Genomic DNA, 23,495 nt, shown 5'->3' with positions numbered 1-23,495 from the left:
CTAGACTATGCTGAAAAGGTGTTTAATTAACTCTTTAAAGTGTGTCTAAATGGCGAGAAAAATACTTATTATTGATAGCAGTAGCATGATTGCTATGCGCTTAAAAGTGTTATTAGAACTAATTGGCTGCCAAGTTGAATTAGTCCACTTTGCTATGTTTGATGAAAATACAGACATAGACATTTATGACTTACTGGTATTTTCTCAAGGCGTGCCAACCGATGTTGTATCGATAGTTGTTGAAAAAGCGACTTATCAATCATTTTTGTTATTAGCGCCAAAAGCGGAATCAGGGGAGTTGCTTAGCGCATTTTCCAAATTAAATGACTTGATACCCAATGCCACCATTATCTACCCCTTCTTTTCTAATAAAGAAATAACGTCTTTAATTGAGGCCTTATTAGAGATAGGTCCAGATCACATTTTTAAACTACCGACAATTTTACTCGTTGACCATGTTAATGAGCGATTAGAGTCACTCAAAAGTAGCCTTTATGGCGCTCATATTGAGGTATACACCGCAACAAACCATGATGAAGCAATTAATATTGCCAAGCTCAGGAGTATTGATATTTTAATCAGTGACTTTAGCTTACAACCGGGTTCTGGTTTAGAGATATTTTCGAGTTTAAAAAAAATACAACCGCATAGTCGTTGCTTGTTAGTAACCTCACGCCCTGAACAATCTATGTTAGAAGCCATTCGCCAAGGTGTTGAAGATGTTTTAATCAAGCCTTTAAATGACAATGTGTTACTACAAGCTGTACATAAATTATGGCAAACCGAGCTGCTAAAACGTCACAATGCTGAGCTAGTAGAAAGATTACAAGAAACAGTTGATGTGCTGATTGAAAAAGACAGCCTACTGCAGGTCATTTTTAAAAATACCCCCGATCCTATTTTATTATTTGAACGCAAAGGCAAGATAGTCGAGGCCAATGATGCCTGCTTAAAATTATTTAATTTAAAGTTTAAAAAGCTCATTGCTCACTCGTTATTTCATTTTTTAGATGATGACTCGGTGCAGGCAATAAAAGATAAAATCTCTACATTAAACAGTAATCGTCAGTTTAGTTGTGACTTACACATTGTAAATAAAGACGGAAGTAAAATTCCGCTAGTTGGATCATTTAATGAAATAGACCACCATGGCGAAATAGCGTTAGCGGTTATTTTTAAAAATGTTAGCCATTTAAAACAAAAAGAAGATCTACTGTTGGAAGCCAAAGATCTTTTAGAAGAGCAAGTAAGGGCACGTACTTCACAGCTTGAGCATGCGAAAAATATTGCCGAAGCGGCTAATCTAAGTAAATCAGAGTTTTTGGCAAATATGTCGCATGAGCTAAGAACCCCTATGCACTCTATATTGAGCTTTTCACGTTTTGGTATTAGCAAGTTACAAGAGGGTGATTTTAGCAAAGATAAACTTTTGAAGTATTTAACTCGTATTGAATCAAGTGGGCAAAGACTACTATCGTTACTTAATAATTTACTCGACCTTTCTAAATTAGATGTTGGTAAATTTCCATTCAACCCACGGGCTTATGATTTAGCGACTATTGTTAAAACCAGTATTGATGATGTTGCCGGTATTGCTATTGAAAAAGATATAAATATTGTTTTTAGCTCTGATAACGCGCCGATTGTTGCACAGTGCGATGAAGAGCAAATAAATCAGGTTTTGAGAAATGTATTGAGTAATGCACTCAAATTTAGTGAAGAGCACAGTACTGTTGAAGTTGTCATGCAAAGAGACGATGACAATGCAAACATTGCAGTGATAGATAGCGGTATTGGAATACCTGAAGAGGAACTTGAAATGGTTTTCAATAAATTTGAGCAAAGCAGTAAAACGAATAGTGGTGCAGGTGGAACCGGGTTGGGTCTTACCTTGTGTCGTGAGTTTGTTTCATTGCATCAAGGCAGTATTAAAGCATGCAATAACAGCCTTGGTGGAACAACAATTTCGATACAAGTTCCTTTAGAAATAAACTTAGATGAATACCTAGCTGATGAGCAATTAGTGAAAAATAGCGGCTAACAATCGAATTGTTTTAATTTATATGGATGAAAAATTATGGCTTTAACTAAAATTCTTGCAGTCGACGATGAACCATTTAACCTCGAAATAATTGAAGAAATATTAGAGGATCTTGATTTTGAACTTAAGCTAGCTTCAAGCGGCCCTGAATGCTTAAGTATGGTTGAAGAGTATATGCCTCAAGTTATATTACTTGATGTAAGTATGCCAAAAATGAATGGTTATGAAGTATGTAAAGAGCTTAAAGCTAACCCCATTACCCATGACATCATCGTGATGTTTGTATCTGCAAGAGGTACGGTTGAGGAGCGCATGGAAGGTTATTCAGTAGGCGCGGAAGACTATATTGTAAAACCGTTTGGGCACGACGAATTAAAGCAAAAACTGAATAAACTAAATCAAGTCTTAATAGAAAAACAACAGCTTGAAAAGCAAGTAAAAGAAGCGACCTCTACCGCCTTTAATGCCATGGCAAATAGCAGCGAAATGGGTCAGATAGTAAATTACATTGAAAATATTGGTTTTATTAACGATATACAAGAGCTTGGCAAAGCATTAGTAGAATGCTTACAGGCATTTGGCCTACAAAGTAATATTGAATTTAGATGTAACGATACTAAGTCGCACTTTGCGCTCAATGGGGTGTGTTCTCCAATTGTAATTGAGTTATTTGAAATGCTTAAAAGCAAAGGACGATTGCATGAGTTTTCTCATCGCATTTTGGTTAACTACGAGCTTGTGAGTTTACTGATTTTAAATATGCCAGAGCATGACGAGCAAAAGCACGGACGCATACGTGATCATATTTGCTTTATTGTAAGTGTAACCGAGCAACAATTACGAGCCATTACCACCAAGCAGATGCTGGTATCGCAGCAGGAGCGGTTAAATAAAGTTGCTGGTACTGTGCATAGTAAGTTTCATCGTTTAATTGGGATGTTGAACGACAGTCGTATTAATAACGAAAAAGTATTTAAGCATTTACAAGAAGAACTCGAAGAGCGGATCCCAACTATGGGATTGGATGAAGACCAAGAAATTTTTATTTATAAAAAAGTAGACGAAACCATACAAAACTCGGTTGCACGTCAGGAGTCAGTAGATCAAGTTAAAAAAGCCTTTGCAGAAATAGAGCAAGATCTTGCTTTATTGTTGAAAGGTTAAAGGTGCGGGTTACGGGCTGCGAGGCGCGGGCTAAACTCGTCGCTACGATTAGGCAGATAGCTTGTATCAGCGACATTATGTCGCGTTTTTTAGGCAATAGGCTTATGCGTCTCTGGGTAGGCCTTTTTCAACAATCCGTATTAGCCGTGCTGTTTTGCGCAGCTTTTGTCTTTGTTTATCATGTTGCTGGGTAAGTGCCCATTCTATGTGCTCATTCACCATGTCACTGACCGTTTTGCGTTTATCTTCAAGTGCATGAATAATCGCTGGGCTAAAATCTGCGTTGCCTAAGCCAACCGCTATATTTCGTAACCAACGCTCATGGCCAATACGCCGAATAGGGCTGCCCTCGGTATTTGTTAAAAAGGTAGTTTCATCCCAGGCAAATAATGCGAGTAAGTCTTTATTTTTTAATTGTGTACGGGGGTGGAAGTCTTGCTCGTCGGTAATTTGTCCATAGCGATTCCATGGGCACACTAACTGGCAATCATCGCAACCATAAATGCGGTTACCCATTAAGGTTCGGTATTGCTCTGGAATAGCCCCTTGATGCTCTATGGTTAAATACGATATGCATTTACGTGCATCTACCACATAAGGTTCTACAATAGCGCCGGTAGGGCAAAGGGTTATACAGGCAACACATTTACCACAACCTTCGAACGTGTTTTCATCATCAATAGGCAGTGGTAAATCTACAAATAACTCGCCTAAAAAAAACCAAGAACCAGCCTCTTTATTGATTAATAAAGAATGTTTACCTCGCCAGCCAAGCCCTGCTTTTTCAGCTAATTGACGCTCAAGCACTGGCGCTGAATCAACAAAAGGCCTAAAGCCATAGTCACCTACCTGCTGTTCAATTTTTTTACCTAATTGCTTGAGCCGATTACGCATTAATTTGTGATAGTCACGGCCAAGCGCATAGCGGCTGATATAGGCTTTCTCGTTATTTTTAAGGTTTTTGGCAAAGCCTGAATCTGGCGGCAGGTAATTCATTTTTACTGAAATAACTCGTTGCGTGCCAGGGACTAGTTCGCTAGGGCGGGCGCGTTTCATTCCATGTGCAGCCATGTAATCCATTGAACTATGATACCCTGCATCAAGCCAACGCTGAAGCTGTGCTTCATGCTTAGTTAAATCAATGTCAGTAATGCCCACTTCACTAAAGCCAAGTTGTTGGCCCCATAATTTTATTTGCTGGGCTAGCTGTTCATAGTTTGGTTTTACGTCGCTCACATACTTCACACAGTTAAATGACAAGCCGCTTAATTTAGCATAATCGCGGCTTGGGTGAAATTGTTATTGCCTAATCTACAAAGCGTTTTAACTGTTGTTGGGTTTGTTGGCTTAGCTTTTGTGATTGTTCAGAATCATGCAGTGCTGTATCTATTTGTTGCTTGGCTTGTTCGCCTAGCGCCACAATTTGCTCAACCGATTCATGCGTTTGGTTTTGGGTATCTTCGAGCAAGTGTACGGCATTGGCTATTTGCTGCAATTGTTGTTGATTATGTTCAAACTCATTGAGCATTTTACCAAACCCATCAGAGGTGGTGTTAATTGATGTTTGCGCATTATTTGAGTGGTTTATTAATTGCTCTGACTCTTTATTCGTTTCATTAACGAGCTCATTCATTTGGGTAATAAAATCACTAATTTGGCGTGTTGCGTCGCTTACTTTTACCGATAGGGTACGAACTTCATCGGCAACCACGGCAAAACCTCGCCCCGCTTCACCAGCGCGTGCCGCTTCTATGGCTGCATTTAGTGCTAATAAGTTAGTTTGATCCGAAAACTCTTCAACCATTTTTAAAATACTGCGAATGTTTTCGCTGTTCTCTTTCAAGCCCGCAATCGTTTTAGAAAAACTACCCAGCATTTCATTAATAAGCCTTACCTGCTCAACTAGTTTTGATAGCTCACCAGCAGAGAGCTTTACAAAATTAAGGTGTTCATTATTGACCTGATGTACGCTATCAGTGTTGCTTACTATAGCCTGCAGGCTTTGGGTAATTTGATTACTGGCATTAATAATGGTGTGGCTTAAATTAATTTGCTGCTCACTCAATTGTTCAGTGTGTTGCATTGATTGCGTTACTTGGCTGTTACTCTGCACACTCTCTTGGGCGCTGGTATAGGTAGTGCTTAATAAACTATTTAAATGGGTAGTAAATTGATTGTATTGCTCACTTAAGTCTCTAAATTCATCAAACGTGAAATGGGGTAATTTGGCTGCTAAATTCGCATCTTGTTGATTAATATTAATGAGCGTATCGCGCATTGCTTTTACCGGGCGCACAATTAAAAAGCGCATATAAAAAATAGTAAAAATAAAGCCTGCAATAATAAGTAGCGCAAGTGCCCAAAATAAGCCAGTGCTTTGCTGGTTTTCGGTTAAGCTACTGTGCAACCAAAACAAAGTAATGGCTTGAAATAAAAAAACAAAACTTAAATTCCCAACTATTTTTCGGGTTAAAGTATAAAACAGTGTTTGTTCTAAAAAATTATAAATACGCATGTAGCTACTCATTAAATAGTGACCTACTAAATTATTGTTTTTATAGCATAAATGGCAATTAAATAATTAGTTATAGTTCATTTAATTGCGCTAAATAATGCTTAGTTCGTTCAGGGTCGTTAGTAAAAATACCATCAACACCACAGGCAAGCATCAGTTTAATATCTTCGACTTCATCTACGGTGTAAGCAAATACTTGTAAACCGCGCATTTTGGCATCGTCTACAAACGGTTTGTTCATAAAGTTTTTGTCAATATGAATGCTGTAGGCCTGTAAGTCTTGTGCAAACTTTGCATACTGCAATGGAATTGATGCAGTAAGTGCGCCAATTTTAAGCCACGGTAAACGGCTCTTTAGCCAGTGTAGTTGATGATGATTAAATGATGAAACTAAAATATTGTCTGCGGTTATTTTTTTGTTCGCAATGTTACTTTCAAGCACGGTTGCAAACTTTTCAAGTTCAAAGGTATGCTTTAGCTCTAAATTGAGTAAGGTTTGGTTATTATTCCAGTCTATTAATTGCTGCAAAGTAGGGACTTGTTCGCCATTTCCTGCATCAAACTGTTTAATTTGCTGGGCACTAAAGTCGCACACTTTGCCTTTGCCATTAGTGGTTCTATCGAGGTAGGTATCGTGAATAATAACGTAATCATCAAGCGCGCTTTGTACATCAACCTCAATGCCATCTACATTCGCTTTTAACGCCGCTATAATGGCGCTTTGCGTATTTTCGGGGAAGTGTGTGCTTGCGCCTCTATGTGCAAATATTTTCATGGCTGCTTTTTCCGTGAAATTGACCAAGTTTCAAAGCACGCAGCACTAACAATCAGTGCGCCACCAATCAGGGTCATCACTGAGGGGCGTTCGTGCAGAATAATTATAGCCAGTATTGTGCCATAAAGGGGCTGTAAGCAAGAAATCAATCCAGCGGTTGCTGCTGATAAATGTTTTAAACTCGCTGCAAATAACGAATGCGGCATCGCAGTAAACACCACACCGGCAATAAGCAGCAATATTAAATCAGTATCATTAATTTCTGTTATGGGCACTTCAATAAAAGCACACAGCATCAGGCTTGCCACTAAGGTTTGGTAAAACATGGTTTGCGGTCCACCATACTCGCTAAAGTAGCGTTTATGAGTAATATTACGAAGAGCAAAAAATAATGCTGATACCACGCCCGTCACAACACCTAAAGTGATGTCATCGCCTAAATTAACGTTAGGGATCAATAAATAAATGCCAAAAATCACCACCACAGCACTTATTATATCTTTTGTTTTGGGCTTACTTTTATTAAATAGGGGTTCTAAAAATACCGTGATCACGGGATAGGTAAAAAAGGCTAACATGCCCACGGTAATTCCCGCCAATTGCATGCCTGCAAAATAGGTTACCCAGTGAATACCTACGGCAACGCCTAATAAAATGGCAATCACATAATCTTTAGCGCGATGCAGCTTAATTGGTTTTTTTTGCAAAGTTAGTAGCACACAAATTGCCAGCCCAGCGATAGCCGCGCGATAAGCGGTAATATCTAATGCATTCAAACCAATTAGCTTTGCGAATAAGGCGGTACCGCCAAATAAAAGGACAGCAATATGTAAATAAATTAAGCTTTGTTGTTGGGACTGCATTAAATTTCCAGGTCACTTTTTTTGGCTATATTAGCATTGCTTTTACACTCAGAAGATGAATTTTTCTATTTCATGACAAATGTCAGCCAAGTTAATGACATTTCACACTCTTATCTATTTTACCCACTGGCATAGTTACCTTACTTATATTGGAGGGTGTTATGAATTCTTTAATTTTAACAAGCTTAAGCATTAGCGATTTTTTAGAAACACTAAGTTTTACTATCACTTATGTAGATTGTTTTATGTTCGTATGCATTTTTATGTTATTTGTATTTATTAATAAAAAGAGTGCTATAAATAAAAATAATAGGCCAGAGGTATTGGTATGAGCTCGGTTAACAGGTTTTCTCAGCAAAGCGATAAAGATTTTTGGAAATATGGTCATTTAGTTTTTACCGGTTTTTATTTACTCCCGATGATCATTGATTTTGCTAACTTTACGGCTCATCAAATCACTCTGTCTTTAGCCTTTTATATTGCGTTTATATTGTTATATGTAAAAGCAATAAATTGCAAAAATGGGGGAGTAACTAAGTTATTTATCGCTATGTTACTGGTGTGTTTTAGTGCCACTTTTTATAGCGCTGGTACACCAACCTTATTTGGCTTTATAGCTTATGTAGCGGGCTATACATATAGCAATTATCAAAGAGTTTATGCCGCATTAGCGATAATTTTAACTGTTTTGCTAAGTTCCTATGTGGGCGATATAGCCAAGCTTGAGTACTTTTTAGCGGTGGCTTTAATTTTATGTGCGGCCCTATTTAGCTATGGTATAGCGGCAAAAAGAGAGCGCGAACATAAAAAGCGCGAACAAGAAAGCGCAAAGCAATTGGAGCAACTAGCAGCCATTGCTGAGCGTGAACGCATAGCCCGAGATTTACACGATATTTTAGGTCACTCACTGTCATCAATAGCTTTAAAAGCTGAGCTTGCGAATAAACTAAATCAAGGTGAACGATACGATCAGGCCAATAACGAAATAGCCCAAGTAGCAAACCTTGCAAGGCAATTGCTTAGCGATGTAAGAAACGCGGTAAGCGATTTAAAGCAACTCGATCTAGTGAGCCAAATCGCACAGCTAAAACAAACGCTTATAGCGCAAGGTTTTAACATAAAATTTAACGTTAATTTAGCGACCTTACCCGTTAAAGTAGAGGGCATTGCGAGCCTTATTATTAAAGAGTCGGTTACTAATTTATTACGCCATAGCAGTACAAAAAACGGTTCTATCAATATAGAGCAAACAAAGCAGCAATTAGTTATCAACGTTATTGATAATGCGCCATGCACTACATTAAAAGCAGGTAATGGTTTAAATGGCATTAAAGAGCGGGCTGAGCAATTAAATGGCAATGCAACATTTACCTGTGGCGACACATTTACTTTAACTGTTGTGCTGCCACTGAGTGCTGAGGATTTAAAATGATCAAAGTTTATTTAGTTGAAGACCAAGCGCTGGTTCGCGACGCAGTTGCAGCCTTATTAAGCCTTGATTTCAATATTGAGGTGATTGGTCAAGCAAGTAATGGCCAAGATGCGTTAAATGAAATCAACGCGCTTAGTGAAGACTTACACCCAGATATTGTTTTAACAGACATAGAGATGCCAAGCATGAATGGTATTGAGCTTAGTGAACAAATAGCCGCTAAGCACCCTGCAATTAACATGGTAATTATGACCACCTTTTCGCGAGCCGGTTATATTAGGCGTTCTTTAAGTGCGGGTGTTAAAGGTTTTATTTTAAAAGAAGCGCCAAGCGAAGAGCTAATCAATGCGCTTAAAAAAGTAATGCAAGGGCAAAAGGTGATTGACCCAGAGCTGGCAATTAACGCATTAGACGATACCGATCCACTCACAGATAAAGAACGCAAAGCGTTAAAACTTGCAAGTGATGGCTTAAAAACCAGCGAAATAGCAAAACAGCTTTATATAAGTGAAGGCACAACGCGTAATTATTTATCCGATGCAATTGCTAAACTCAATGCCACAAACCGAATTGATGCAGCACGTATAGCCCGACAAAAAGGGTGGTTGTAATTGCGCGAATATTTAAACGCTATGGCTTAAGCTCTCGCTTCTTTAATGGTTACAAAAATAGACGCTTTATAAATTTCATACAACGTATTACTATTCTATTTATAATTATAAAAGTAATGAAAAGTGCTAAAAGCGCAGCTAAAAGCACTAAATGAGGGTCTAATGACAGCATTAATAGAAATTACCACGCAAGGAAGCACGGCTATCCTTACTATGAATACAGCAGAAAACCGCCATAATCCAACCTTTATAAACGAGTTTAATCAACACCTAGATACGATTGAGGCTAACGAGCATATTAAAGCGGTGGTGTTAACTTCAAGCAGCGATAAAAGTTGGTCGTTAGGCATTGATTTACAGTGGATGGCAAACCCTGACAACACACCACAAATAATTGCCGATTTTATGAACTCGATAGGTGCCTTGTTTAAACGTATTGTTACTTTTCCTATGCCTATTATTGCCGCGCTAAACGGCCACACTTATGGTAATGGTTCGGTACTGGCGTGTGCCTGTGATTTTCGTTTTATGAAATCAGACAAAGGCTTCTTTTGTTTCCCCGAAGTCGATGTATTAGTGCCGTTTGTACCGTCTATGTTTCCGATTATTAATAAAGCGATTAATCCGCAATTTTTTAACCGCTTAGCCATGACCGGTGAGCGCGTTGATGCGCAAAAATTATTACAACATAACGTTATAGAGGCCACCTTTGCTGATGAGCAAGCCTTGCAAACGGGTGTGTTAGAGTTTGCGCAAAGCTTTAATAAAAATCGCTGGATATACTCTCAAAACAAAACCCAAATGAACAAACCAATACTCGATGTTATGGCTGCACAAGATGCGGCTTTTATTGAACACATCAGCACGCTATTGTGGAAGAAACTACAGCAAAAGTAAGCTGTTTATATAAAAGTGAGTAAACATCAGCACTTCTATTTTACTCACTTTTAAGCTCTTAAATTAAGTACATGTTAAGCGTTATTTATTTATATTTTCACAAAATGCAAAAGGTAATAACGCTTTATTAAAAGTTTAATGGCTTTTACCTGTCTCATTGCGAGTATATGAGTTAAAATACTTACATAACCAACTAACAAGATAGTGAATGTCAAACCAAGATCCAAATCTCAGTCGAGAACAAGAAAAGTACGAAAACCCAGTCCCTAGTCGTGAGTTTATACTTACTCACCTGCAAGAGCGTTCCAAACCTGCTAACTACGCACAACTATGTGAAGAACTCGCAGTCAACGATGAAGAACGACAAATAGCATTTAAGCGCCGACTTCGCGCCATGGAGCGTGATGGGCAGCTGTATTTTAATAAATTTAAATGTTATGCCCTGATTGACGAAGCCGGTTTAACCAAAGGCAAAGTAGTCGGTCACAGAGACGGTTTTGGCTTTTTAGAAGTTGAAGGCGAGAGCAAAGATTGGTTTATTGCCAAGCATCAAATGAATATGGTGCTTCACGGTGACATCGTTCTTGCCAAAGGCACTAAACGCGGCTCAGGCTCAAAATGCGACGCACGCATCATCAAAGTACTTACTAATGAGCGAGCGCCTATTGTTGGCCGCTATTTTGTTGAGCATGGTATTGCCGTTGTTGTGGCTGAAGATCCGCGCATTACCCAAGACATTATTATTCTACCGGGTAACGAAAAAGGCGCGCGCCATAACCAAATGGTGCAAGTGCAAATAACCCAAAATCCAAGCCGTAATATGAATGCGGTAGGTAAAGTTATCGACGTACTGGGCGAGCATTTAGCGCCGGGTATGGAAATTGAAGTTGCGCTGCGTAATCACGATATTCCACACGTATGGCCTGAAGAGGTTGAGCAACAAGTTGCCCACTTAGGTGAATTTGTTGAAGAAGCCGATAAACAAGGTCGAGTTGATTTACGCGGCTTACCGCTTGTGACCATAGATGGCGAAGACGCTCGTGATTTTGATGATGCTGTATACTGTGAGCCTAAAAAGTCGGGTGGCTGGCGCTTATGGGTAGCCATTGCCGATGTATCACATTATGTAGGTATGAACACGCCGCTTAACAAAGAAGCGATAGAGCGCGGTAACTCAGTGTATTTCCCTGAGCAAGTTATTCCAATGCTACCAAAAGTATTATCTAACGGTTTGTGCTCGCTTAACCCTGAGGTTGATCGCTTGTGTATGGTTGCAGAAATGACCGTATCGCAAGAGGGTAAGCTCTCAGGTTATAAGTTTTACGAAGCGGTGATGAACTCACATGCACGTTTAACTTACACCAAAGTAAATGCCATTTTACAAAACGATGAAAAGTTACGTAAAGAATACGCAGCCGTGGTGCCACATTTAACTGACTTACAGCAAATGTACATGGCATTAAAAGCAGCGCGCCAAGAGCGTGGTGCCATTGAGTTTGAAACACTCGAAACTCGCTTTGTATTTAACGCACAGCGTAAAATAGAATCAATTGTGCCGGTTATTCGTAACGATGCGCACAAGCTCATTGAAGAATGTATGATTTTAGCCAATGTTTCGGCGGCTAAGTTACTGGAAAAACACGAAGCCAGCGCACTGTATCGAGTACACGATGAACCCGATAGCGAAAAGCTGGGTAACTTTACTCAGTTTTTAACTGAGCTGGGGATTGAAAGCACGCTAAGTGATGAACCAACCCCGAAAGAAATTACTCATGTATTGGCTCGTTTAGGTGACCGTCCAGAGGCTGAACTTATTCAAACTATGCTGCTGCGCTCAATGAAACAAGCGGTTTATCAGCCAGATAACATAGGTCACTTTGGTTTAGCATTATCGGCTTACGCGCACTTTACCTCGCCAATTCGCCGTTACCCAGATTTAGTGGTGCATCGTGCAATTAAAGCGGTATTAAAAGCACAAGGGCAGCAAACCTCTGGTGAATACGCGTATAGCGATGATGAAGTCGATCAACTTGGTGAGCAATGTTCTACCACTGAGCGCCGCGCAGACGATGCCACCCGTGAAGTAGCCGATTGGTTAAAATGTGAATACATGCAAGATCATGTAGGCATGGAGTTTAACGGGGTTATTTCATCGGTTACTAACTTTGGTTTATTTATTCGTTTAGATGACTTACAAATTGATGGATTAATTCATGTTACTAATTTAGGTGATGAATATTTCCAGCATGATGCAGCTAAACATTGTTTGGTGGGTGAGCACACACATACGGTTTATCGTTTAGGCGACAAAGTCACTGTACAAGTTGCCTCGGTAAGCTTAGATGATCGTCGTATAAACTTAACGCTTAAAGGCGATGTTGCTCAAGATCGTTATGCGCGTCGTCGTGCACCTAAAAAAAATGCTCCAGCGAGCGTTCGCTCGCAACTTAAAGCCGGTAAAATCCCGGGTAAAAAGTCAGCAAGTGATGACAAAAAGCCAAAGGCGGGTAAAAAGCCTGCCGCAAAAGGCAAATCAGCGAGCAAATCAAAAGTAAAAGCGGATGACACCACCGCTAAGAAAAAAACCAAAAAGAAAGCGGTCAAAAAGCCTAAAAGACCAGGTAAAAATGCCCGTAAACGTAGTAGCCCAGGAGCAAACAATTCGTGAGTAATGAATTAATTTTTGGCTTTCACTCTGTTGAAGCAATTTTGGCAAAAGAGCCAGAGCGTTTTATAGAAATATACGCCCTTAAAGGACGTGATGATAAGCGCTTATCGCCGGTGATTGAGCAAGCGCGTCAGTTTGGTATTTCAGTACAGTTTATGCAACGAAAAGCGCTTGATAACAAAGCGAAAGATGAACAACATCAAGGCATTATCGCCAACGTGAAAGCGGCACGTGTGTTTAACGAGAAAGATCTTGATGAGATCATTGAACGCGAAGACACCCCGTTTTTACTGGTACTTGATGGCATTACCGATCCGCATAATTTAGGTGCCTGCTTGCGTAGCGCCGATGCTGCCGGTGTTCATGCGGTGATAGTTCCTAAAGACAAGTCAGCAAAGCTTAATGGCACTGCACGTAAAGTGGCCTGTGGCGCAGCTGAAACAGTACCGCTTATTCAGGTTACTAACCTTGCACGTACATTACGTGAAATAAAAGACGCAGGTGTATGGGTTGTAGGCACAGCCGGTGAAACCGACACACATGTATTTGATGCCAGCTTAACAGGCCCAATGGCGATTGTGATGGGAGCTGAAGGCGAGGGTATGCGCCGTTTAACGCGTGAGCACTGTGATGTACTCGTTAAAATTCCAATGGCGGGCACTGTTTCAAGTTTAAATGTATCGGTTGCAACCGGTATTTGTTTATTTGAAGTATTACGCCAGCGCGCAGAAACAAATTAAGCCTATTAATTACATAGGCATTAAAAAGCCGAGATTGATTTAATCAACCTCGGCTTTTTTGTACTTTTAAGTTAGCATTTTATTAAAAACTGTAAGAGTAGCCCATTTGTACTGAACGTGGCTTACCAGGTTGAATACCGCCATTTGCACGGTTAGCAATGTAGGTTTTATCAAACAAGTTATCTACGCTTAGGTATACTTTTTGGTTTTCGTCGATTAAGTACTTAGCAGCTAAATCCCATACAACACGGCTATCAATCGCATTTAAGCCTGAGTTAGTTAAATCAGCATGTGCATCAGATACGTAACGTATTTGGCTATTTACCACAAAGTTATTCACTTCTGCGCCAAACGATAAAGCAACCTGGTTCTCAGGTACGTAAGGCATTGCATCGCCTTTTTCTACTGAGCCCCAAATTTCTGAATCAAACGTGTTTTTAAATTCTGAATCTGTGTAGGTGTAAGTTAATTTTACTGGGAACGCAACCGATGCAGTATTAAACGTACGACCTGCGCTAAATTCAAAGCCCGATACTTCTACTTCACCGTAGTTGTATTGGTCACCAATGTTATCGTCATTACAACCTACTGATGCAGTACAGTTACCATGCATATTGTCGTAATCAGAGTAAAACGCAATTACTTCACCATTAAAACCGCCCGCATTAAAACGAGAGCCAAACTCGATGTTGACGCTTTCTTCTTCGTCTTGGTCGGCATTACCCGGTGCTGCAGGGGCGTAACCTTTTTGAATACCAGCAAGTAACGTAACATTGTCGTTAAGTGTGTAAGTAGCACCTAAAGACGGTACTAAAATTTCAGTATCGTTAGAGATATCTTTTGTTAAGCCTAGGCTACGGGTTGGATCTGACTTAGCCCACTCTTCACGGGTAATAGTTATGTCTTCATAACGAAGACCAGCACTCACTACTAATGCATCCATTGTCCATTCGTCTTGAATAAATAGCGTGCTTGCTTTTGCACTGTCTAAACGGTTGCTGTTAGAGCCTGGAGCGCCTTGTGAGGTAAGAGTCATGCTTAAATCTTGATTAAGCGTGTATTTGTCTTCCCACTGGAAACGATCCATTTCGTCTTCGTGGTAACGTACGCCAACCGTAATGTAGTGAGCGCCCGCTGGGATGTGTAATTCAGACTGCACACCTTTGGCTTGGTAGTCACGGTTATTGGCTTTAACACCGATGTTTTCAATACCCGCAGCTGTTGGGTTTGCTTCAAACTCGCTGTATTGCTCAAGTGTGCTTGAACCAACACTGCTTGCTTTGTACCAGTTACGGTGGAAGTCGTTTAGATAAGCGGTTGCTAAAACTTCATAACCTTCACCAAAACGGTATGCATAGTTTACTTGGTATGCATTGTGGCGAGTGTTCATTTCATCATTTTGCGATGCCGCATAACGACGGTACGGGTTTTGTTGGTAATCGGCATCGGTTAAACCCATGTAGGTTTCGTCTGATGTTTCTTCAGAGTACTTTACTTTGAACTCAATGTTATGCGCATCTTTTTCACCAAAGGTATGGCCAAACTTTACCAATACGTCGTTTTTTTCAAAACCAGTGTTGTCATCACCTACTGGCAATTCTTTAAAGCCATCAGCGCCGTAAGAAAACACTTCAATTAAGCCTGCAGTGTTGTTTTTTTCTTTTGCGAAGTAAGCGTGACCTTTGTAGTAACCATCGCTACCAAGGGCAGCATCTAGCATGCCTGTTGAGCTATTTGGCTCAGTTGGCAGGCTGCGAGAAAGTAAGTTTAATACACCACCAGTTGTACGCGGGCCGTATTTAACAGAGGCAGCACCTTTTAGCACTTCAATTGACTCCATACGACCCATAGTAGGGAAGTAGTAAGCCGATGGCGCAGAGTAAGGAGCCGGAGCAACAAGTACGCCGTCTTCCATCACAGAAATTTTGTCGTTACGGCCAGTACCTGTACCGCGCATACCAATATTAGGGCGCAGGCCGTAGCCATCTTCTTCTTGAACGTATACACCTGGTACAGATGCTAACACGCGAGAAATATCGGTAAATTCGAATTTTTGCAATTCTGCATCTGAAATAAACGTAGCAGATCCTGGAATATCGTTAATAGCGGCTTGTGAGCCAATAACGGTAATTTGTTCAAAGTTACGCTCAACTTTGTCAGTATCTTTTGCCATTGCTGTTGTGCTCAAAGACAGCGCAACAGCTGCAGTTAACGAAGAAACTAAAAATTTATGTGACATTGATTACCCTAAAAATAGTTCAACTACTGAAATTGGCGTAATTTAAACATGTTAACGAATGAGAATCAATATTATTAAGTTTTACTATCATTTACATCTGTCGTAAAAACAGGCTGTTTTTATAACATTTTTAACTAGGTGTTTATTTTTGCTTTATAAAAACAGGGATAATGTATTGGCTGGTGGCGGTTAATTTAACCTGAACGCTGCTTGAGATAGATTTATTATTCAGAGTTCAGGTTATTTAAGCAGTGGGGTAACCTAAGCGCAGCTTAATAAACTCAGCGAGTTTAAACACGGCGTTTTCAGGTTCGCGGGCAGTTTTAACTAAACTAATGCCAATGCTACCGAGCGCAGGTAAATTTTTAGTGTGTAATTGATAGGTTAAATCGTTCGGCACCGTACTTCTTGCCAGTACAGTTATACCTAAACCTTCTTTTAATGCCGCAATTAAACCGGTTAAATCGGCGTTGCTGTAAACAATACGGTATTTAATACCTGCTTTTTCAAGCGCTTGGGTTGCTCTGCGTCGGTAAATACAGCCCTCAGGCGCTGTTACTAAGGTAACGGTTTCATTTTGCGCCAGTGAGAGGTCGCCAACCCACACTAATTGGTCTTGAATAAAAATAGGGAATTTTTCTGAATCAAGCTGCTCATTTAGCGCCAGTACTAAATCAAATTGATCTTGGCGTTCATCCGAAAGTAAGTGTTTACTCAAACGTGACTTCACTTCTAACGATACATCAGGGTAGAGCGCCACAAAGTCGCCAATAATAGAGGGTAAAATACGTGCTGCAAATTCGCTTGGGATCCCTAAGCGCACTTTACCAGTCACACTTTCGGAGGTGAATAACTGTAAAATGGCATCGTTATGTTGCACCATTTGTTTTGCCATAGGCAGTAACAGTTCACCATATTGATTAAGTACTTGGCGTTGCCCCTGCTTTTTAAATAATTTATAGCCTAATAAGTCTTCTAAACGTTTTACTTGTAAGCTTACCGCCGGTTGCGAAAGGCCAAGTAAATCGCCTGCTTTGGCAAATCCACCTACCTCAACCACCATAACAAATGTACGTAAACTGTCGGTTGAAATGTTTTTCATATTTAAAATTACTATTTATATGGCTATATATATAAGTATTATTTATCAATTGATAAGTAATTACAATTTGTTGTTGTAAGCCTTGCGCAATATACTTTTGCTATTAAAGATAGATAGGTATTTGTTATGACTTTTAACCCGATAATGTTTGCCCGCCATAGCAACGCTAACAGCGCGGTTATTAATGCCTTACAAGCTAATAACAGCCATGTTGTTATTGATTTTAGCGGCAGTGAAGCATCGGTATTTTTAAGTGCTATTTTAGGTCATGACCTCACCAAACTAACCGCCAGTGGCTTTGGCTTTAAAGGCACATTGGATGGCGATTTAAATTCTGATTTTAGCTACGCCGTTTACTACTTTAGCGAAACCGCATTTAGATTTGTACTTCCTGTTAATGCCAGCCTGCAATTACAAGCTCTCATTAACGAGCAACAACTTAGATACGATATCGACTTTGTGGTACGCACCGATTTAGCAACCTTTACCTTAACCGGTAGCAACGCCTTTGATACCTTAGTTGATGCGTTTAAATTAACCCCTGGCTTACGCCTTGCTGATGCGCAGCTTTGTTATGGCGCGCAAAGTGGCGAAGTGTTTGTTACCGCGGTAGATAAAAACAACGAGCAGCAGTTTATAGTGATTGCTAAAACGCCTACGCTTAATAAGTGGCAACAGTATATGCAGCAACAAGGCTTTAGTGTTACTAACACCTAAGCTGTTTAATTCGTTAAACATATTTTTGTTAAAGATTACAATTTGGTAGGCGTATTAATGGCTACCATGTTATTCCCCCTCATTCAATTGAGGCCACGCCCACACACATGGGTTAATTTAAAAGTGAAGGAATATTATGACTTCTAAAACAGTATTACATGCAAAGCACCTTGAAGCCGGCGCAAAAATGGTTGATTTTCATGGCTGGGAAATGCCAATTAACTACGGTTCACAAATAGAAGAACACAACGCCGTACGTAACGATGCGGGCATGTTCGACGTATCGCACATGACCATTGTTGATATACAAGGTGAGCAAGCACAAGCATTTTTACGCAAGCTTGTGGCTAACGACGTTGCTAAATTAACCGTACCTGGCAAAGCGCTTTACACCGGCATGCTTAACGAGCAAGGTGGTGTAATTGACGACTTAATTATTTACTACTTTAGCGAAACATTTTATCGCTTAGTGGTTAACTCAGCGACCCGTGAAAAAGACCTAGCACATTTAGCTAAGGTATCGAGCGATTTTGCCGTAACGGTTACTGAGCGCCCAGAATTCGCCATGATTGCAGTACAAGGCCCTAATGCACGCGCTAAAACTGCCCAGGTTTTAAACGCAGACCAGCAAGCTGCAGTTGAAGGTATGAAGCCATTTTTTGGTGTTCAAGCCGGTGATTTATTTATTGCTACAACAGGTTATACTGGCGAAGACGGTTACGAAATTGTAGTACCAAACGAGCAAGCAGCCGATTTATGGCAGCAACTGCTTGATGCCGGTGTAGCGCCTGCGGGCTTAGGCGCGCGCGACACACTACGTTTAGAAGCAGGTATGAACCTTTACGGCCTAGATATGGACGAAAGCGTATCACCACTGGCAGCTAACATGGCATGGACTATTGCATGGGAACCAGAAGATCGTGACTTTATTGGTCGTGATGTTTTGGTAAAACAACGTGCAGAAAAAAGTACTCACAAGCAAGTAGGTCTTATTCTTGAAGAAAAAGGCGTACTACGCAGTGGTTCTAAAGTAATTGTTGATGGTGGCGAAGGTGTTATTACATCTGGTACATTCTCACCAACATTGGGCTATAGTGTTGCATTAGCACGTGTGCCACGTTCAACCGGCGACACAGCTCAAGTAGAAATGCGTAAAAAATTAGTTAACGTAAAAGTAGTTAAATCGGGCTTTGTACGTAACGGTAAATCAATAATCTAAATAATTTGGTTATACCAGTAAATAGGTCACCCTCATTTATTGGTATTCTCCCAATCTAAACCAAAGGATGAAACAAAATGAGCAATATCCCTAGCGAGTTAAAATACGCACCTTCACACGAGTGGGTTCGTAATGAAGGCGACGGCACTTACACTGTTGGTATTTCTGAGCACGCCCAAGAGCTGCTTGGCGACATGGTATTTGTTGAATTACCAGAAGTAGGCGACGTAGTCGATGCAGGCGAAGACTGTGCAGTAGCAGAGTCAGTAAAAGCGGCGTCAGACATTTACGCACCAATTAGCGGTGAAGTTGTTGCTATTAACGAAGAGCTAGAAGATTCTCCAGAAACAGTAAACAACGACGCTTACGGCGACGGTTGGTTATTCCGCATTAAAGCATCTGACGAATCTGAAGTTGATAACTTGCTCGACGCAGAAGGCTACGCACACACTATTGACGAAGAGTAATCGTTAATTAGTTAAAAGCCCCTCTATTTAAAACATTGGGGCTTTTATGATTTTACAGCTTATTACCATACTCAGTAAGTTGCCAAATCATCACATATTTTAATCAATACTAGTTACCCATTAGTATTTAGGATCATAGGAATCTGGACACATGTCAAACGCCAAATCTCTTGAACAATTAGAGCAAAAGCAAGATTTTATTCGCCGCCATATTGGGCCAAGCCCAGCGCAAGTAAACGACATGCTTAGCGCTCTTGAAGTATCGAGCGTTGAAGAGCTGATCGGTCAAACTGTACCTGCTGGTATTCGTCTTGAGCAAGGTCTTAATATCGGCGAAAGCCGCACCGAAGTTGAAACACTAAGCTATTTAAAATCAGTAGCAAGCAAAAATAAAGTTTTCAAATCGTATATTGGCCAAGGCTACCACCCAACTCACGTACCGCACGTAATTTTACGTAACGTACTTGAAAACCCGGGTTGGTACACAGCGTACACACCGTATCAGCCAGAGATTGCACAAGGGCGTTTAGAGTCACTATTAAATTTCCAGACTATGACCTTAGACATTACCGGCCTAGATTTAGCAAGTGCTTCACTGCTTGACGAATCAACTGCTGCAGCCGAGGCAATGGGCCTTGCAAAACGTGTATCAAAAGCTAAAAAAGCCAATGCGTTCTTTATTGCCGACGACGTACACACGCAAACCATTGACGTAGTGAGCACCCGTGCAGAGCAATTTGGTTTTGAAATTATTGTAGGTAAAGCCGCTGATGCCGTGAACCACGACATTTTTGGTGCGTTATTTCAATACCCGTCAACATCAGGCGAAATTGTTGATATAACTGACCTAATTGCTGGCGTACAAAGCAAAAAAGCGATTGCCTGTGTGGCAGCCGATATCATGAGCTTATTACTATTAAAAGCACCAGGTAAATTGGGCGCCGACGTAGTACTTGGCTCTGCTCAGCGTTTTGGTGTGCCTATGGGTTACGGTGGTCCACATGCTGCATTTTTTGCAACACGTGATGCTTACAAACGTTCATTACCAGGGCGTATTATTGGTGTATCAAAAGACCGTTTAGGTAACGATGCACTGCGTATGGCAATGCAAACCCGTGAGCAACACATTCGTCGCGACAAAGCCAACTCAAACATTTGTACGGCGCAAGTATTACTAGCGAACATGGCTGCGTTTTACGCGGTATACCATGGCCCGCAAGGCTTAAAAACCATTGCACAACGCATTCACCGTTTTGCTGATATTTTAGCAACTGGCTTAAAAGCAAAAGGCGTGGCACTTAAGCACACTACCTGGTTTGATACATTAACTGTTGTTGATGAAAACAAAGCCGACGTGATTGCCCGTGCTGTGGCTAAAGGTGTTAACTTTGCTGCTAACCATTCGGGTGAGTACTCAATTTCAGTATCAGAAACCACAACACGTGCAGACATTGCCGAGTTATTTGATATTATTTTAGGCGAAGGCCACGGCCTAAGCGTAGATGCAATTGCCGCGGATGTTGAAGCAAATGGCAGTGACTCTATTCCTGCAAGCCTAGTGCGTGATGATGAAATCCTAACGCATCCAAACTTTAACAGTTACCACAGCGAAACAGACATGCTTCGTTATATTAAGCGTCTTGAAAACAAAGATTTAGCGCTTAATCACTCTATGATCTCGTTAGGTTCATGTACCATGAAACTCAACGCGACCGCTGAAATGATCCCAATTACCTGGCCTGAATTTGCTAACCTTCATCCATTCTGCCCGCTAGACCAAGCAGAAGGTTACCAAATAATGATTAACGAGCTACACGATTGGTTAGTTAACATTACTGGTTATGACGCGGTTTCACTGCAACCAAACTCAGGTGCACAAGGTGAATACGCAGGCCTAATCGCCATTCGTAAATACCACGAGTCACGAGGGGATGCGCACCGTAATGTATGTTTAATTCCAAGTTCTGCGCACGGTACTAACCCAGCGTCGGCACAAATGGCGAGCATGAAAATTGTAGTTGTTAACTGTGATAAACACGGCAACATCGACATGGAAGACTTAAAAACCAAAGCTGCTGAGGTGTCTGAAAACCTATCATGTGCCATGGTAACGTACCCATCTACACACGGTGTATACGAAGAAACGATTCGTGAGCTATGTGAAATTGTTCACCAGCACGGTGGCCAAGTTTACATGGATGGCGCAAACATGAACGCGCAAGTAGGTGTTACTAGCCCGGGCTTTATTGGCTCAGATGTATCGCACTTAAACTTACATAAAACATTCTGTATTCCACACGGTGGCGGCGGCCCAGGTGTAGGCCCAATTGGTGTTAAATCGCACCTTGCGCCATTTATGCCAAACCACAGTGTAATTAACGTACCAGGTACTAATGCTGGTAACGGCGCAGTATCGGCAGCGCCTTATGGCTCTGCCGCTATTTTACCTATTTCATGGGCTTACATTGCCATGATGGGCTCTGAGGGCTTAAAACAAGCGACAGAAATGGCGATTGTAAATGCTAACTACCTAAGCAATGAGCTTAGCAAGCACTTCCCAATTTTATACCGTGGCCGTAACAATCGCGTTGCCCACGAATGTATTATTGACCTACGCCCATTAAAAGAAGCCTCAGGCATTACTGAAATGGACGTTGCTAAGCGCTTACAAGATTATGGTTTCCACTCACCAACAATGTCGTTCCCAGTAGCGGGCACATTAATGATTGAACCAACTGAATCTGAGTCTAAGGGCGAGATTGACCGCTTTATCGAAGCGATGGTATCGATTAAAGGTGAAATTGATAAAATCATTTCAGGTGAATGGTCTATCGAAAACAACCCACTGGTATTTGCACCGCACACACAAGCTGATGTGTTAGGTAATGAATGGGACCGCGCGTATGACCGTTTTTACGCTGCCTTCCCAGTACCAGCAGTTGCTAAAGATAAGTTCTGGCCAACCGTTACACGTATCGATGACGTATACGGCGACCGTAATTTAGTATGTGCATGTCCTCCGATTGAGACATACCGCGACTAATTTTTGAACTTTAATGAGTGGTAAGTTCCACTGTAGAGTGGGATTTATCAAAATTATAAAAGCCGTTGCAGTAATGCAACGGCTTTTTTGTGTGTGTTTAAACATTGTAGACGCACAGCTTGCTGGCGTGTTGGGCGCAGCCCAAAAGGTGTTTAATTGTTGAAGGCGCATACTTTGTTTCCTTTTGGCTCATTGAGGGATTAGAAACCTTATTCAATGTTTTTTTGCCAGATTGCTGGCGGCAACCAAGGGGCGGCTAACGCCGACCGCCCCTTGGAACCCCACGACGCCCCGAGCATCACGCTTAATCCTTCAAACCACAATTGATGTGAACGTAAACGGCGAAGATAGGCCATCCATGGCCTAGTTTCGCCTTATCGCGCATCCATGCGCGATATTACTCATCAATTGCTTATTTTCAGGGCGTGATGACGGGGGAGGGTGTTAAACGTGAGGCTGGTGTTTGGTCTTGGCAAGAAACAAGACCTGACCCCTGGATTTCCTCTTACTAGCACAAAAGCCAAGAGTATGTGTTATTTGTTATAGGTGTTTAGCTTGCTGACACGCGGGCGGCAGCCCGAATAAGTATTTGAATAGGTGTTTGAGGTTATCATCACCGATAACGCGAATACGTTTGGCACTTCTAGAAATTAGAAACCTTATTCAAGGTTTTGTCGCGCTGGCGACGGCAGCCAAAGAGGGGCTGCCGCTGGTCCCTCTCAGCGCACCCGAGCATCACGCTTAATCCTTCAATGCACAATTGATGTGAACGTAAACGCCATGAAAGCACATCCATGTGCAAGCATGGCTTTCATTTCATTGCCTACATGGATGTAGGTACTTAGGATTTGTCGGGAACAAAATCCTGCCATGAAATGCATTACTCATCAATTGCTTATTTTCAGGGCGTGATGACGGGGGAGGGTTGTAGTGGTACAGTGATTTTGGCCACCCATTAAGAAAGAAATGTTATGCTAATAAGCATACAAATTTGGGTGAAAA

Annotated in this window: 17 protein-coding genes; 11 read left to right on the top strand and 6 right to left on the bottom strand. The window is 41.1% G+C overall.

Annotated elements, in window-relative coordinates; genetic code table 11:
- Positions 1–49 precede the first annotated feature (49 nt).
- Positions 50–2,041: an ATP-binding protein gene (locus QL984_RS12550; RefSeq protein ID WP_024601215.1), complete on the top strand. Its 1,992-nt coding sequence runs from the start codon at positions 50–52 to the stop codon at positions 2,039–2,041.
- 36 nt (positions 2,042–2,077) lie between these two features.
- Positions 2,078–3,205, top strand: coding sequence for a response regulator (locus QL984_RS12545; protein ID WP_024601216.1), 1,128 nt, complete (start codon positions 2,078–2,080; stop codon positions 3,203–3,205).
- Positions 3,206–3,307: 102 nt separating this feature from the next.
- On the opposite strand, the gene queG is transcribed toward QL984_RS12545, so the two are convergent.
- From queG to QL984_RS12525, 4 genes are all read right to left on the bottom strand, one after another.
- Complete coding sequence (queG, locus tag QL984_RS12540) at positions 3,308–4,441, bottom strand: tRNA epoxyqueuosine(34) reductase QueG (protein ID WP_024601217.1); 1,134 nt, start codon at positions 4,439–4,441, stop codon at positions 3,308–3,310.
- Between the two features lie 70 nt (positions 4,442–4,511).
- On the bottom strand, positions 4,512–5,732 hold the full coding sequence (locus QL984_RS12535) for a methyl-accepting chemotaxis protein (RefSeq protein ID WP_024601218.1): 1,221 nt from the start codon (positions 5,730–5,732) through the stop codon (positions 4,512–4,514).
- A gap of 58 nt (positions 5,733–5,790) precedes the next feature.
- A complete protein-coding gene (locus tag QL984_RS12530; RefSeq protein ID WP_024601219.1) occupies positions 5,791–6,495 on the bottom strand; it encodes a glycerophosphodiester phosphodiesterase family protein in 705 nt (234 codons plus the stop codon).
- Positions 6,492–7,358, bottom strand: a complete 867-nt coding sequence (locus QL984_RS12525; RefSeq protein WP_024601220.1) for a DMT family transporter — start codon at positions 7,356–7,358, stop codon at positions 6,492–6,494. Before QL984_RS12525 ends, QL984_RS12530 begins: the two co-directional genes overlap by 4 nt.
- 328 nt (positions 7,359–7,686) lie before the next feature.
- On the opposite strand from QL984_RS12525, the gene QL984_RS12520 reads away from it, so the two are divergent.
- The 5 genes from QL984_RS12520 to rlmB all read left to right on the top strand — a co-directional run bounded on the left by QL984_RS12520 (position 7,687) and on the right by rlmB (position 13,706).
- Positions 7,687–8,790, top strand: coding sequence for a sensor histidine kinase (locus QL984_RS12520; protein WP_024601221.1), 1,104 nt, complete (start codon positions 7,687–7,689; stop codon positions 8,788–8,790).
- Complete coding sequence (locus QL984_RS12515; RefSeq protein ID WP_013464084.1) at positions 8,787–9,401, top strand: response regulator transcription factor; 615 nt, start codon at positions 8,787–8,789, stop codon at positions 9,399–9,401. Before QL984_RS12520 ends, QL984_RS12515 begins: the two co-directional genes overlap by 4 nt.
- 162 nt (positions 9,402–9,563) lie before the next feature.
- Entirely contained in the window at positions 9,564–10,298 is a 735-nt protein-coding gene (locus QL984_RS12510; RefSeq protein ID WP_024601222.1) for an enoyl-CoA hydratase/isomerase family protein, read from the top strand.
- Positions 10,299–10,506: 208 nt separating this feature from the next.
- A complete protein-coding gene (rnr, locus tag QL984_RS12505; RefSeq protein WP_028834423.1) occupies positions 10,507–12,966 on the top strand; it encodes a ribonuclease R in 2,460 nt (819 codons plus the stop codon).
- Entirely contained in the window at positions 12,963–13,706 is a 744-nt protein-coding gene (gene rlmB, locus QL984_RS12500; protein ID WP_008112440.1) for a 23S rRNA (guanosine(2251)-2'-O)-methyltransferase RlmB, read from the top strand. Before rnr ends, rlmB begins: the two co-directional genes overlap by 4 nt.
- A gap of 82 nt (positions 13,707–13,788) precedes the next feature.
- On the opposite strand, the gene QL984_RS12495 is transcribed toward rlmB, so the two are convergent.
- Together QL984_RS12495 and QL984_RS12490 are read right to left on the bottom strand one after the other, a co-directional pair.
- Positions 13,789–15,945 (bottom strand): TonB-dependent receptor, encoded by a 2,157-nt coding sequence (locus QL984_RS12495; RefSeq protein WP_290172846.1) that lies wholly within the window; start codon positions 15,943–15,945, stop codon positions 13,789–13,791.
- Between the two features lie 244 nt (positions 15,946–16,189).
- Positions 16,190–17,047 carry a LysR family transcriptional regulator gene (locus tag QL984_RS12490; protein WP_013464088.1) on the bottom strand — a complete coding sequence of 286 codons (858 nt, stop codon included), beginning with the start codon at positions 17,045–17,047 and terminating at the stop codon, positions 16,190–16,192.
- Between the two features lie 126 nt (positions 17,048–17,173).
- Between QL984_RS12490 and QL984_RS12485 the strand changes: the two genes are divergently transcribed.
- The 4 genes from QL984_RS12485 to gcvP all read left to right on the top strand — a co-directional run bounded on the left by QL984_RS12485 (position 17,174) and on the right by gcvP (position 22,493).
- Positions 17,174–17,764 carry a hypothetical protein gene (locus QL984_RS12485; RefSeq protein WP_290172845.1) on the top strand — a complete coding sequence of 197 codons (591 nt, stop codon included), beginning with the start codon at positions 17,174–17,176 and terminating at the stop codon, positions 17,762–17,764.
- Positions 17,765–17,900: 136 nt separating this feature from the next.
- Positions 17,901–18,983 carry a glycine cleavage system aminomethyltransferase GcvT gene (gcvT, locus tag QL984_RS12480; protein WP_013464090.1) on the top strand — a complete coding sequence of 361 codons (1,083 nt, stop codon included), beginning with the start codon at positions 17,901–17,903 and terminating at the stop codon, positions 18,981–18,983.
- Between the two features lie 77 nt (positions 18,984–19,060).
- Positions 19,061–19,450, top strand: coding sequence for a glycine cleavage system protein GcvH (gcvH, locus tag QL984_RS12475; protein WP_013464091.1), 390 nt, complete (start codon positions 19,061–19,063; stop codon positions 19,448–19,450).
- A 151-nt stretch (positions 19,451–19,601) separates the two neighbouring features.
- On the top strand, positions 19,602–22,493 hold the full coding sequence (gene gcvP / locus QL984_RS12470; RefSeq protein WP_290172844.1) for an aminomethyl-transferring glycine dehydrogenase: 2,892 nt from the start codon (positions 19,602–19,604) through the stop codon (positions 22,491–22,493).
- Positions 22,494–23,495: the final 1,002 nt, after the last annotated feature.

Source organism: Pseudoalteromonas sp. APC 3495, assembly GCF_030407645.1.
GTDB classification, from domain to species: domain Bacteria; phylum Pseudomonadota; class Gammaproteobacteria; order Enterobacterales; family Alteromonadaceae; genus Pseudoalteromonas; species Pseudoalteromonas tetraodonis.
The sequence above is the reverse complement of the archived record's forward strand: the minus strand, read 5'-3'. Positions and strand labels throughout refer to the sequence as shown.